The sequence below is a fragment of the Pseudomonas sp. QE6 genome (genome assembly GCF_041379005.1).
Lineage (GTDB): Bacteria > Pseudomonadota > Gammaproteobacteria > Pseudomonadales > Pseudomonadaceae > Pseudomonas.
This window is the reverse complement of sequence record NZ_CP166873.1, coordinates 5,021,693-5,035,962: the sequence shown is the minus strand read 5'-3', so window position 1 is coordinate 5,035,962 and position 14,270 is coordinate 5,021,693. Positions and strand designations below refer to the sequence as shown.

Here is a 14,270-nt window from a genome sequence, read left to right as displayed (position 1 = left end):
CCCGCGTTCTGCAGCCATGAAAAAAGCGAGGGTGGTTTCCACGCCGCCCTCGCTTTTTTTCGTGCGCTCGATGGATCAGGCGCTGCCGTGCACGATGTCGGTATTGAGCAGGTCGACCCCGACCACGGTGATGGTGGTGACCTGTCCGCCCGTCTCGTTGACCGTCACGATGCTGTTTGCGCCACTGTTGTCGACCAGGAACGTGGAAGCCTGGTCGCCATTGAGCACTATGGCGTCGTGGTGGCCGGCGGTCACATCGAAACCGGTTACCTGGTACGTATTTTCGGTGCGTGACAGATCGACGTTGAAGGCGTCACGCGCACCGCTGGTGCCCGCCAGCGTGTACTGGAAGGTCGCACCAGCGCCGTCATTGGCGAACAGGTTGGCGTTGAACGCGCTCGTCGCGGTGTCACCGTCCTTGTCCGTGATGGTGGCGTTGAACGTCAGCTTGACGTCGCTGGCCAGGCTTTCGACCTGCTTGATGAACTCGATCGTCGGCACCTTGATCGTGCCCTTGCCCATGATGAGCTGGACCGCGTCGATCAGCTTGGTGCCCACCGTCTGCACGGTGAAGGAGGTCTGCCCGCCGGCTTCCGCGTGCAGGTCGGCGGCTTGCACCTTGATCGGTGTGCCGGACGTCGTGCCGTCGTCGTAGTAGGCCGTGTAGTACAGCTCTTCCGTGGCCGGATCGTACCCCTGCACCGAGTTGTCGATATAGACCTTCACAGCCGTGAGCAAGGTCTCGGGATTGACCACGAAGCTCTCGTCACCGGCATTGATGCCCGCCGTGTTGTTGCCCTCCAGGTTGTTGTTGGCGATGCCGATACCGGAGGTGCTGACGTTCATGGCCGCCGAGCCGATGTACGACGGCAGGGGGTTGGTCTGCAGTTGCGCCTCGGTGGGGTCGGTCGCCCCTTGCCCGATACCGCTCAGGATGCTGTTGGCGCCGGTTTGTGGGGCCAGGGGGTTGGCGCCGAAGAAGACGACATGTTCAGTGCCGATGGTCAGCGTGCGCACCGGGTCCGGGCCACCGGCATCCAGCGAGCCGTTGGCACTGCTGAGCACCAGCGTCGAGCTGAAGCCCTGCACCAGATCCAGGGTGTAGCTGCCGTCGGCAAAGGCGGTCAATGCATAGTCGACGGTGGTGTTTGGCGTTGCGGCGCTATTGTCGAAGTCCCCGGTCAGGGTCCCGAGGAAGTGGAACGCACCATTGGCATCCGGTGAAGGCGACTGCTCGACGAGCGTACCGGTCCCGGTGGTGGTCGTGTTGTCCGGCCGGACGAGGGTGAACCCGGTCAAGGAAATGTCCAGGCCGGCCGCGCCCAGTCCGTCGGCGCCGTATGCCTTGTCCCAGTACCCGGTCTGCGGAAGGATGCTGCCGGTCCCGATCAGGTTGCCGAAGGCCAGTGTCGGCGTGTCGTCGTCGACGGTGATGACCAGTTTTTCGGCCGCGGCGGTTACCGTGTCGCCATCCTTGTCAGTGGCTTGCAGTAGCGTGCCGAGGTTGATGGCGAGGTCATTCTCGTTGTTGCCGGTCGGGTGATCCAGTGGGCCGAGCAGGGTGAAGGTGTAGGCACCCGCCGCGGTAAGGGCCAGCGTGAACACGTCGACTGCACCGGCCTTGGCGGTCAGGGTGTTGCCCGAGACACTGTAGGTCAACGCAACCCCGCCGGAGCTCAGTGCTTGCAGGGCGCTGGTGTCACTGGACAAGCCATAGGTCAGCGGCACATCGGCGCCGGAGTGGAAGATGCCGCTCACGTTGCCGCTGGCCACGGTCGCCTCGCCAGCCACGTCGCCGATGCCGCCAGGGATGCCGCCCGGCAGGCCGTCTTCGTCGACGGTGCCGGTCACCGGAGATCCGGTGGCAGTCGGTGTGTCGTCGTCAACCGTGATGACCAGTTTCTCGGCAGCCGCCGTCACCGTGTCACCGTCCTTGTCGGTCGCCTGCAACAGGGTGCCGAGGTTGATGTTGATATCGTTTTCGTTGTTACCGGCCGGGTGATCCAGCGGCTTGAGCAGGGTGAAGGTGTAATCGCCGGCCGAGGTCAGACTGAAGGTGAACACCGTGCTGCCGCCCACCCCAGCCGTGGCGGTGAGGGTATTGCCCGAGACGCCATAGACCAGTGCAGTGCCGCCGGAGCTCAGTGCCTGCAGAGCACTGGTGTCGCTGGACAGCGAGTAGGTCAGCGGCACATCGGCGCCGGAGTGGAAGATGCCGCTCACGCTGCCGGTGGCGACGGTGGCGGTGCCGGGGACGTCGCCGACACCACCGGCAATGCCATTGGCCAATCCGTCCTCGTCGACGGTGCCGGTCGCAGGCGACCCGGTCGCGGTCGGGGTGTCGTCGTCAACCGTGATGACCAGTTTCTCGGCTGCGGCGGTCACCGTGTCGCCATCCTTGTCGGTGGCTTGCAGCAGCGTCCCCAGGTTGATGGTGATGTCGTTTTCGTTGTTACCGGCCGGGTGATCCAGCGGGCCCAGCAGGGTGAAGGTGTAGTCCCCCGCTGCGGTCAGGCTGAAGGTGAACACTGTGGCGCCGCCCACGCCGGCCGTGGCGGTGAGGGTGTTGCCCGATACGCCATAGACCAGGGCGGTGCCGCCGGAACTCAAGGCCTGCAGGCCGCTGGTGTCGCTGGACATCGAATAGGTCAGCGGCACATCGGCGCCGGAGTGGAAGATGCCGCTCACGCTGCCGGTGGCCACGGTGGCTTCACCGGCCACGTCACCGACGCCACCGGCGATGCCATTGGGCAGGCCGTCTTCGTCGACGGTGCCGGTCACCGGAGATCCGGTGGCAGTCGGTGTGTCGTCGTCAACCGTGATGACCAGTTTCTCGGCTGCGGCGGTGACCGTATCGCCATCCTTGTCGGTGGCTTGCAGCAGCGTCCCCAGGTTGATGGCGAGGTCGTTTTCGTTGTTACCGGCCGGGTGATCCAGCGGCTTGAGCAGGGTGAAGGTGTAATCGCCGGCCGAGTTCAGGCTGAAGGTGAACACCGTGCTGCCGCCCACCCCAGCCGTGGCGGTGAGGGTATTGCCCGAGACGCCATAGACCAGTGCAGTGCCGCCGGAACTCAGTGCCTGCAGAGCACTGGTGTCGCTGGACAGCGAGTAGGTCAGCGGCACATCGGCGCCGGAGTGGAAGATGCCGCTCACGCTGCCGGTGGCGACGGTGGCGGTGCCGGGGACGTCGCCGACACCACCGGCGATGCCATTGGGCAGCCCGTCTTCGTCGACGGTGCCGGTCGCCGGGGTGCCGGTCGCGGTCGGCGTGTCGTCGTCAACGGTGATGACCAGTTTCTCGGCCGCGGCGGTGACTGTGTCGCCATCCTTGTCGGTGGCTTGCAGCAGCGTACCCAGGCTGATGGCGAGGTCGTTTTCGTTGTTACCGGCCGGGTGATCCAGCGGGCCCAGCAGGGTGAAGGTGTAGTCCCCCGCTGCGGTCAGGCTGAAGGTGAACACCGTGGTGCCACCCACGCCGGCCGTGGCGGTGAGGGCGTTGCCCGATACGCCATAGACCAGGGCGGTGCCGCCGGAACTCAGTGCCTGCAGGCCGCTGGTGTCGCTGGACATCGAGTAGGTCAGCGGCACATCGGCGCCGGAGTGGAAGATGCCGGTCACACTGCCGGTAGCGACGGTGGCGGTGCCGGGGACGTCGCCGACACCACCGGCAATGCCATTGGCCAGTCCGTCTTCGTCGACGGTGCCGGTCGCCGGGGTGCCGGTCGCGGTCGGGGTGTCGTCATCGACGGTGATCACCAGTTTCTCGGCCGCGGCGGTGACCGTGTCGCCATCCTTGTCGGTGGCCTGCAACAGCGTGCCGAGATTGATGGCGAGGTCGTTCTCGCCGTTGCCCGCCGGGTGATCCAGCGGTCCCAGCAGGGTGAAGGTGTAGTCACCCGTTGCGGTCAGGCTGAAAGTGAAGACTGTGGCGCCACCCACGCCGGCCGTGGCGGTGAGTGTGTTGCCGGCCACGCTGTAGACCAGCGCCGTGCCGCCGGAACTCAAGGCCTGCAGGCCGCTGGTGTCGTTGGACATCGAGTAGCTCATCGGCACATCGGCGCCGGAGTGGAAGATGCCCGCCACGCTGCCGTTGGCAACCGTGGCTTCGCCAGCCACGTCGCCGACGCCACCGGCGATGCCATTGGGCAGCCCGTCTTCGTCAACGGTGCCGGTCGCCGGGGTGCCTGCTGCGGTCGGGGTGTCGTCATCGACGGTGATGACCAGTTTCTCGGCCGCGGCGGTGACCGTATCGCCATCCTTGTCGGTGGCTTGCAGCAGCGTCCCCAGGTTGATGGCGATGTCGTTCTCGTTATTGCCAGCCGGGTGGTCCAGCGGGCCCAGCAGGGTGAAGGTGTAGGCACCCGCCGTCGTCAGGCTGAAGGTGAACACGGTGGCGCCGCCCACACCGGCGGTGGCGGTGAGGGTGTTGCCCGAAACGCTGTAGGCCAGCGCCGTGCCGCCGGAGCTCAGTGCCTGCAGGCCGCTGGTATCAGTGGACATGGCATAAGTCAGCGGCGCATCGGCGCCGGACTGGAAGATGCCGCTCACGCTGCCGGTGGCGACGGTGGCTTCACCGGCCACGTCGCCGACACCGCCTGGTATGCCATTGGGCAGGCCATCTTCGTCGACGGTGCCGGTCGCGGGAGTTCCAGCCGCTGATGGTCCGTCGTCTTCAAAGATCATCCTGGAGCCGATTTCGCCGGTCGCGGTGGCGACCTGGAGCAGCTTGAAACCACCGACGTCGAAGTCGGCGTGGTCATTGCCCGTGGCGTTGATGGGGGCTCCGTTCTGGACGAGTACGCGGTTGTGATCCAGAAGCGTGGTGTACTCGATCTTGTAGCCGGCCTTGACGCCCGCAACGGTGGCAACTCCGGCATTGAAACTGATGGCGATGGTCGGATCATTCACCGAACCATCCGAGTTCTCGATCACCTGTCCGGTGCTGATGTTGATGACACGCACACTGTTGATGGCGATCGCCGTGTCATTGCCATAACCGTTGATGAAGTTCACACCCGACTCGACCGCAGTGCTGAACGCACTGATCGTGACCACGGCAGTCTTGCCGCTTTGCAGCTGCACGATGTCGAAGCAGGCCTTTTTCGTATCGAGCATGCCGGTAAAGTCGATGTTGGCTTCAACATCCGCTTCGTTCTGGTCCAGGTTGGGAACGGTCACGTCCTGCCGCGCACCGGTAACGAAGGAGAACCGGATGCCTTCCTGTTCCACGATCATCTGGTTGTTGGTGCCGAAGGTGGTGGGGCCACCGCCCTGGCTGGTATTGATGGTGTCACCGGTATTGATGTTGGCGCCCGATGACTGGTCTGCGGGGTCCTTGCCGGTGGCGATGATGGTGGGGCTCGAGATCCGCACGACGTTACTGGCGTCGGTAAAGGTTGTCGGGTTCTCCGAAGTGAACATCAGGAACAGGTTCTGCCCGGAGGGTGCGTTGGCCAGGCTGAAGGACAGGTCCTGGCTGGTGCCGATGAAGACCTTGTTCAGCAGGTTGACGGCATCGTCGGGGGTGGTGGCGTCCGGGTGCTGGAGCGGTTGGTATTCCACGGTCCAGATCTTGCCGCCGGTGGGTGGCGTTCCGCTTTCCTGGATATAGGCCGCCAGCACTATCGGTCCGGCCGCGCTCCCGGCCCGGCCTATCAGGACGTTGTTGTTGACCGAGTCCGTATAGAGAAGGATGTGGGTGCCATCGAGGGTCAGCAGCCCGCTGTCCAGACCATTGAGCGCCACCCCACCGCTATCGGTGAAGCGGACATCGGTAATGCTTCCGCCGGGCAGGGGATTGAGGGTGAACGCATCGCTGCCACTGTCGCCAACCGCGCCGGTATAGCCACTCAGGGCGGCGCCCGTGGCGGTGCCAGCTCCCAGTGCGCTCAACCGGTCAGAGAAGGCCGTGGGCAGGGAGGCCAGCAGGATGTCGTTATCGTCGGCATCGCCCGCGGGGCTTGGCGTGGCCGTGGCGTTCTGCAGTCCGGCGGTTTCGTCCTGGGTAACGGTCACGCCGGTCGCCGCGACGACCGGGTCGTCGGTGAAGGAGGTCGTTGCCACTGCCCCGTCGCTGGAAGTTGCGGTGAGCAGGAAAGTCGCGCCGGCCGAGTCGTCGGGATTCACATACCAGGAGGTGGTGATGCTGCCGTTGATCGTGCCGTCGAGATCACTGGTGCCGCCGTCGGTCACGGACCAGGCGTCGTGTCCCGCGCCAGAGGTGCCTGCGAGCATGTCGTCTGAGGTGCCCCAGATGCCATCGGAGCCGCTGCCCGTGGCGTGTTGCACCTGGAATATCACCGTGCTGCCGGCGGCGAATCCGTCGGCCGTGATGGTGGCTGTGCTACCAGGTGCATAGTCTTGCTGGTCGGTGGTAACGGTGGGGGACGTGTGTTTCGTGTGGGTGGTCATGGCTTTCTCCCAGGCAGTACCCATCAGGCAGGCCGGAGCGGTGGCCCTTTACTGCCACATACCACCACTATGGAGATGTGCCGGAGATTGGGCAGAGGCCGATACTCCCAGGCAGGCTGGGAGATTCGGCCTATCTGCAAGGCGAGCGAAGATATCGCTCTCCACGCCTGGCGGCGTGCGAGCGTTGATTGCAAAGCGGCTGGGACGGTGGAAAGCGAGGGTGGTTTCCACGCCACCCTCGCATCCAGTCAGTTGCCCGTTGGTCAGACGGCGCCGTGCACGATGTCGGTATTGAGCAGGTCGACGCCGACCACGGTGATGGTCGTGACCTGTCCTCCGCTCTCGTTGACCGTCACGACGCTGTCGTTGGTACTGTTGTTGATCGAGAACGTGGAGGTCGGGTCGCCATTGAGCACGATGGCGTCGTGGTGGCCTGCGGTCACATCGAAGCCGGCGACCTGGTACTTGTTCTCGGGCCGTGACAGGTCGACGTTGAAGGCATCGCGCGCACCGGTCACGCCAACCAGCTGGTAGTCGAAGGTCGAGCCGGCAGCCTTGTTGGCGAACAGGTTGGCGGTAAAGGCACTGGTCGCCGCGTCACCATCCTTGTCGGTCACCGTGGCGTTGAACGACAGCTGGACGTCGCTGGCCAGGTTTTCGGTCTGCTTGATGAACTCGATTACCGGGATCTTGACCGTGCCCTTGCCCATCGTGAGCTGGACCGCGTCAATCAGATGCGTGCCGTCCCAGTTGACCGTGAAGGACTTCTGCCCCCCGGCTTCCGTGTGCAGGTCAGAGGCCAGCACTTTGGTGGGCGCTCCCGAGGTCGTGCCATTGTCGTAGTAGATCGTGAAGTACAGCTCTTCCGAGGCGGGATCGTAGCCGCCCACCGAGTTGTCGATGTAGACCTTCATGCCCGTCAACAAGGTCTTGGGATTGATGACGAAGCTCTCGTCACCGGTATTGATTCCCGCCGTGGTATTGCCATCCAGATTGTTGTTGTTGATGCCGATGCCCGAGGTGCTGACGTTCAAGGCACCCGTACCGATGTACGACGGCAGAGGATTGGTCTGCAGTTGCGCTTCGGTGGGGTCAGGCGCCCCGATCCCAACGCCGCTCAGAATGGAGGCCGGGTCCGGATCCGGGTTCGGGGGGGTACCGATCTGCGGAGCTGTCGGAACTGCGTTGAAGAAGACGATCTGCTCGGTACCGATCGTCAGGGTGCGTACCGGGTCCGGGCCGCCGGCATCCAGCGAGCCGTTGGCACTGCTGAGGACAAGCGTCGAGCTGAAGCCCTGCACCAGATCCAGCGCGTAGCTGCCGTCGGCAAAGGCGGTCAGTGTGTAGTCGACGCTGGTATTGGCTGTTGAGGCGTTGTTGTCGAAGTCACCGGTCAGGGTCCCGGAGAAGTGGAACGCGCCATTGCCGTCCGGTGATGGCGACTGCTCGGTGAGCGTGCCGCTCCCGGTGGTGGTCGCGCCGCCGGGTCTGACCAGGGTGAACCCCGTCAACGAAATATCCAGGCCGGCCGTTCCCATTCCGTCGGTTCCGAACGAGTGGTCCCAGTACCCGGTCTGCGGGAGGATGCTACCGGTGCCGACCAGGTTGCCGAACGCCAGGCTCGGGCCGTCGTCTTCGAACGTGAAGGCGCTACCGATATTGCGGGTTGCCGAGGCGGTGTCGCCGTCGCCATCGGTGATGGTGGCGGTCAGCGTCACCAGGTTGGCTGCCGCCAGAGTGGCCGCGGAGGCGCCGCTCTCAACCGGGTCGGTCGGGTCGTTGTGTATCACCGAGTGGCTCTGTACCAGGGTCACGGCGCCGGTATTGGCGGCAACCGAGATCGTCAGCGCGATGGCCCCGGCTGCATCAGCAAGACCGCCGGCAGTGCCAACCCGGCCCAGGACCGAGCCGCCTTGCAGGAACAGGAAGATCTTGTTGCCTGTCAGCGAATCCACCAGGCCACTGTCCACGCCGCCGGGGGCGCTGACGCCCAGTGCGTAGGTGATCGCATCGGCATCCTGGACGTTGTCGTCGTTGGCATCCTTGAAGCCGTCCTTGCCGAAGTTCGAGTCGAACAGACCGGCAAAGCTGGTCGGGCCGGCGGTGTCCGGGATATCGGTATCGTCGGTGGTCAGCGTGGGGGCCGCCGTCTGGTTGCCGCTGATCGACGGGCCGTCGTCCTCGAACTTGAAGGCGGCGCCGATATTGCGGGTTGCCGAGGCGGTGTCGCCGTCGCCATCGGTGATGGTGGCGGTCAGGGTGACCAGGTTGGCCGCAGCCAGCCCGGCTGCAGAGGCACCGCTCTCAACCGGATCGGTTGGATCGTTGTGCACCACCGAGTGGCTCTGGACCAGGGTCACGGCGCCGGTATTGGCGACGACCGAGATCGTCAGCGCGATGGCCCCGGCCGCATCGGCCAGGCCGCCGGCAGTGCCGACCCGGCCGACGACCGAGCCGCTTTCCAGGAACAGGAAGATCTTGTCGCCCGACAGGGTGTCCACCAACCCGCTGTCCACGCCGCCGGAGGCGCTGACGCCGAGCGCGTAGGTGATGGCGTTGGCGTCCTGGACATTGTTGTCATCGGCGTCCTTGAAGCCATCCTTGCCGAAGTTCGAGTCGAACAGGCCGGCAAAGCTGGTCGGGCCGGCGGTATCCGGGATGTCGGTATCGTCGGTGGTCAGCGTGGGGGCCGCTGTCTGGTTGCCACTGATCGTCGGACCGTCGTCTTCGAACTTGAAGGCGGCGCCGATATTGCGGGTTGCCGAGGCAGTGTCGCCGTCGCCGTCGGTGATGGTGGCGGTCAGGGTGACCAGGTTGGCTGCCGCGAGACCTGCCGCGGAGGCGCCGCTTTCAACCGGATCGGTCGGATCGTTGTGCACCACCGAGTGGCTCTGGACCAGGGTCACGGCGCCGGTATTGGCGACGACCGAGATCGTCAGCGCGATGGCCCCGGCCGCATCGGCCAGGCCGCCGGCAGTGCCGACCCGACCGACGACCGAGCCGCTTTCCAGGAACAGGAAGATCTTGTCGCCCGACAGGGTATCCACCAGGCCGCTGTCCACGCCGCCGGAGGCGCTCACGCCGAGCGCGTAGGTGATGGCGTTGGCGTCCTGGACGTTGTTGTCGTCGGTGTCCTTGAAGCCATCCTTGCCGAAGTTCGAGTCGAACAGACCGGCAAAGCTGGTCGGGCCGGCGGTGTCTGGGATATCGGTATCGTCGGTGGTCAGCGTGGGGGCCGCCGTCTGGTTGCCGCTGATCGACGGGCCGTCGTCCTCGAACTTGAAGGCGTCGCCGATGTTGCGGCTTGCCGAGGCGGTGTCACCGTCGCCGTCGGTGACGGTGGCGGTCAGGGTGACCAGATTGGCTGCCGCCAGGGTAGCCGCGGACGCGCCGCTCTCAACCGGATCGGTCGGATCGTTGTGTACCACCGAGTGGCTCTGAACCAGGGTCACGGCGCCGGTACTGGCGTTGACCGAGATCGTGAGTGCCGTAGCTCCGAGCGGATCGGCCAGACCGCCGGCGGTTCCGACCCGGCCGACGACCGAGCCGCTTTCCAGGAACAGGTAGATCTTGTCGCCCGAGAGGGTGTCCACCAGGCCGCTGTCCACCCCGCCGGAGGCGCTCACACCGAGCGTATAGACGACCGCGTCCGCATCCTGGACGTTATCGTCGTTGCTGTCCTTGAAGCCGTCGTTGCCGAAGACCGGTGCGTTGAACAGGCCGGCAAAGCTGGTGGGGCCTGCGGTGTCCGGGATGTCGGTGTCATCGGTGGTCAGCGTGGGTGCCGCCGTCTGGTTGCCGCTGATCGACGGGCCGTCGTCCTCGAACTTGAAGGCGTTGCCGATATTGCGGGTTGCCGAGGCAGTGTCGCCGTCGCCGTCGGTGATGGTGGCGGTCAGGGTGACCAGGTTGGCCGCAGCCAGCCCGGCCGCGGAGGCGCCGCTCTCAACCGGGTCGGTCGGATCGTTGTGTACCACCGAGTGGTTCTGTACCAGGGTCACGGCGCCGGTATTGGCACCGACTGAGATCGTCAGCGCGATGGCCCCGGCCGGATCGGCCAGGCCGCCGGCAGTGCCGACCCGACCCACGACCGAGCCGCTTTCCAGGAACAGGAAGATCTTGTCGCCCGAGAGGGTGTCGACCAGGCCGCTGTCCACGCCGCCGGTGGCGCTGACGCCAAGGGCATAGGTTATGGCGTCCCCATCCTGGACGTTATTGTCGTTGGCATCCTTGAAACCGTCCTTGCCGAAGTTCGAATCGAACAGGCCGGCGAAGCTGGTGGGGCCGGCGGTATCCGGGATGTCGGTATCGTCGGTGGTCAGCGTGGGTGCCGCCGTCTGGTTACCGCTGATCGTCGGACCGTCGTCTTCGAACTTGAAGGCGTTGCCGATATTGCGGGTTGCCGAGGCGGTATCGCCGTCGCCGTCGGTGGCGGTGGCGGTCAGGGTCACCAGGTTGGCCGCTGCCAGACCGGCGGCGGAGGCACCGCTTTCAACCGGATCGGTTGGATCGTTGTGCACCACCGAATGGCTCTGAACCAGGGTCACGGCGCCGGTATTGGCGGCGACCGAGATCGTCAGCGCGATGGCCCCCGCCGGATCGGCCAGGCCGCCGGCAGTGCCGACCCGGCCGACGACCGAGCCGCTTTCCAGGAACAGGTAGATCTTGTCGCCCGACAGGGTGTCCACCAACCCGCTGTCCACCCCGCCGGAGGCGCTCACGCCCAGTGCGTAGGTGATCGCGTCTGCGTCCTGCACATGGTTGTGATCGGAATCCTTGAAGCCGTCCTGGCCGAAGGCCGCGGTGAACAGGTTGGCAAAGCTGGTGGGGCCGGCGCTGTCCGGGATGTCGGTATCGTCGGTGGTCAGCGTCGGCACCGAGGTCTGGCTGGCACTGATCGAGGGGCCGTCATCCTCGAAGATCATCTTGGAGCCGATTTCCGCGGTCGCGGTGGAGACCTGGAGCAACTTGAAGCCGCCGATATCGAAGTCGGCGTGGTTGTTGCCCTTGGCGTCGACGGCCGCGCCGTTCTCGATGAGCACTCGGTTGTGATCCTGACTCGTGGTGTATTCGATCCTGTAGCCGGCCAGGACGCCGGTGATCGTTGCAACTCCGCCATTGATGTTTATGACAAGGCTTGGGTCAGTGACCGTGGCGCCGGTACTGATGTTGATGACCTTTACATTGCTGATGGTGACGGGCGCATCTCCGGCATAGCCGTTGATGAAGTTCACGCCCGTTTCAGCCGCGGTGCTGAAGGCGCTGATCTTCACGACCGCACTCTTGCCGCTTTGAAGTTGAACGACATCGAAACTGGCCGTCCTCGCGCCGAACATGGCGGTAAAGTCGATATTGGATTCCAGGTCCGCTTCGTTCTGGTCCAGGTTGGGGATGGTCACATCCTGCCGGGCACCGGTGACGAAGGTGAAGCGGATGCCTTCCTGCTCCACGATCATCTGGTTGTTGGTGCCGAAGGTGGTCGGGCCACCCGCCTGGCTGGTATTGATCGTGTCGCCCGTCGTTATGTTGAGGCCGGCCGACTGGTCGGCGGGGTCCTTGCCGGTGGCGATGATGGTGGGACCGGAAATACGCACGACGTTATTGGCGTCGGTGAACGTTTGCGGGGATGCTGTGGTGAACATCAGGAACAGGTTCTGCCCGGAGGGTGCGTTGGCCAGGCTGAAGGTCAGGTCCTGGCTGGTTCCGATGAATACTATGTCGCTCAGGTCGAGGGCATCGTCGGGGTCCGTGGCGTCCGGATGCTGGAGCGGCTGGTACTCAACGATCCATATCTTGCCGCCCGAGGGCTGCTGCGGTGTGGGTGGGACTTGTTCGATATAGGCCGCGAACACGATTGCGCCGTTTTCGTCCGCGCCGTTTGCGTCCCCTACTCGGCCCAGGAGGACGTTGTTGTCGGTCGAATCGGTATAGAGATAGATGTGGGCGCCGTCGAGGGTCAGCAGTCCGCTGTCCACGCCATCGAGCGCCGCGCCATTGATATCGGTGAAGCTGACGTCCTGGATGGTTCCTCCGGTGGCAGCGTTGATGGTGAACGCATTGCTGCCGGTGTTGCCCGCCGCACCCGTATAGCCACTCAAGGCTTCGCCCGTGACGGTACCGGCCTGTAGCGCGGTCAAGCGGGTAGCGAAGGCCGTGGGCAAGGCCAGCAGAGCGTCATTGTCGTCATCGTCTCCCGCAGGAGTTGGTGTGGCGGTGTGGTTCTGCAGCCCGGTGGTTTCGTCCAGGGTAACGGTCACACCGGTCGTCTCGATGAGCGGACTGTCGGTGAAGGAGGCTGTCGCCGTCAGGTCGCCGGACGCCGCGGTGAGCAGGAAGGTCGCGCCGGCCGAGTCGTCGGGGTTCACGTACCAGGAGGTGGTGACGCTGCCGTTGACCTCGCCGTCGAGGTCGCCGGGGCCGCCGTCGGTCACGGACCACGGATCGTGTCCCGCGCCGGAGGTTATTTCGATCACGTCGTCGGGCGTGCCCCAGATGCCATCCGGGCCGGCGTCCGTGACGTGCTGTACCTGGAACGTGACGGTGCTGCCGGCTGCGAAGCCGCTGGCCGTGATGGTGGCCGTGCTACCGGGTGCGTAGTCTTGCTGATCGGTGCTGACAGATACATCGCTCATGGGCGATGCATTTTTCTTATGGGTAGTCATGATGTTCTCCCGCGCAGTTTCCATCGTTGGGGCGGGCCGTTGGCCCTGTACGGCTAGATGCCACTACTATGGGGAAGCGTCGGGATGGCTCGCATCGGCGGATACTCCCAGGCGGGATAGGAGTTTCAGACTACCTGTGAGGGGAGGATTGGCAGGGGATGCGCGGGTTATTTCGTTTCTGAATTAAAGCGGGCGCGGCGGCCACGGCGGCCGGAAACGCTTATTGCCGCCCATGAAAAAGCCCGCATCGTGCGGGCTTTTTGCCTTTATGGCCGGCGTCAGTGCTTGGGCGTGTCGTCCGGCAGGGCGAGCAACTGCTTTTCGCGGTTCCAGTCGAAGGGCTCGCCGTTCTCTTCGGCTTCGAAGCGGCGCTCGTCGAGTTGCTGGTACATCTGCAGTTCTTCGTCGGGCATGAAGTGCAGGCAGTCGCCGCCGAAGAACCACAGCAGGTCGCGCGGGACCAGGTGGGCGATCTGCGGGTAGCGGTGGAAGACCTGGCTGATCAGGTCCTGGCCCAGGTACTGGGCGCCTTCCGGGTCGCGCGGCAGCTCGGCCATCAGCTCGTCGAAGCGTTCGAGGAACAGGCCGTGGTTGTCTTCCGGCACCTGCTCGGCTTCGCCCAGGGCGCCGAGGATCATGCGCAGGTGGTTGAGCAGGGCGAGGTGGTGGTCGAGATAGGCGTTGGCCATGGTGCTTCCTCTGGGACAGCGTTGAAACGGCTGCGGAGTATATCGGGTTTGCCACCCTAGGGGCGGCGCGGTCGCGACTGAATCTGCCTCAGGCGGTTGTCGATCCGCTGTTGCTGCTGGTCAAGCAGGCGTTGCTGTTGCTGCAATTGCTGTTGCTGCAGTTCGTTCTGCTGCCGCTGGATCATCTGGTCGCTCTGCTGGCGCTGCATGTCGCGCAGCCGCTGGCTGTCCTGCTGGCGCTGGAGGTTGTCCTGCTGTATCTGCAGGCGCTGGCTTTCGTACTGCAGGCGTTGACGCTCCATCTCGTTCTGGCGCATCTCGCTTTGCCGGCGCAGGCTGTCCTGCTGTTGCTGGATGGGGTCGATGACCGGCGTGGGCGGCGCTACCGGCCGTGGTCGACTGGGGTAGAGCCAGGAATCGGCCTGGACGGCGCCGGCGAGCAGTATCGTCAGCAGCAGGGGAAGGCTTCGGTGCATGGCGCGTTCTCCATGACGGGATAGGTGCAGTG

At 64.8% G+C, this 14,270-nt stretch carries 4 protein-coding genes; all 4 read right to left on the bottom strand.

Annotated features, from left to right (window positions below):
* Window positions 1-75: 75 nt before the first annotated feature.
* A complete protein-coding gene (locus ACAW63_RS22965; protein ID WP_371229181.1) occupies window positions 76-6,411 on the bottom strand; it encodes a beta strand repeat-containing protein in 6,336 nt (2,111 codons plus the stop codon).
* A 263-nt stretch (window positions 6,412-6,674) separates the two neighbouring features.
* Window positions 6,675-13,073 (bottom strand): DUF5801 repeats-in-toxin domain-containing protein, encoded by a 6,399-nt coding sequence (locus tag ACAW63_RS22960; RefSeq protein ID WP_371229178.1) that lies wholly within the window; start codon window positions 13,071-13,073, stop codon window positions 6,675-6,677.
* A 278-nt stretch (window positions 13,074-13,351) separates the two neighbouring features.
* Window positions 13,352-13,762, bottom strand: a complete 411-nt coding sequence (locus ACAW63_RS22955) for a PA2817 family protein (protein WP_243805006.1) — start codon at window positions 13,760-13,762, stop codon at window positions 13,352-13,354.
* A 56-nt stretch (window positions 13,763-13,818) separates the two neighbouring features.
* On the bottom strand, window positions 13,819-14,238 hold the full coding sequence (locus ACAW63_RS22950) for a PA2816 family glutamine-rich protein (RefSeq protein ID WP_371229174.1): 420 nt from the start codon (window positions 14,236-14,238) through the stop codon (window positions 13,819-13,821).
* Between the last annotated feature and the right edge of the window lie 32 nt (window positions 14,239-14,270).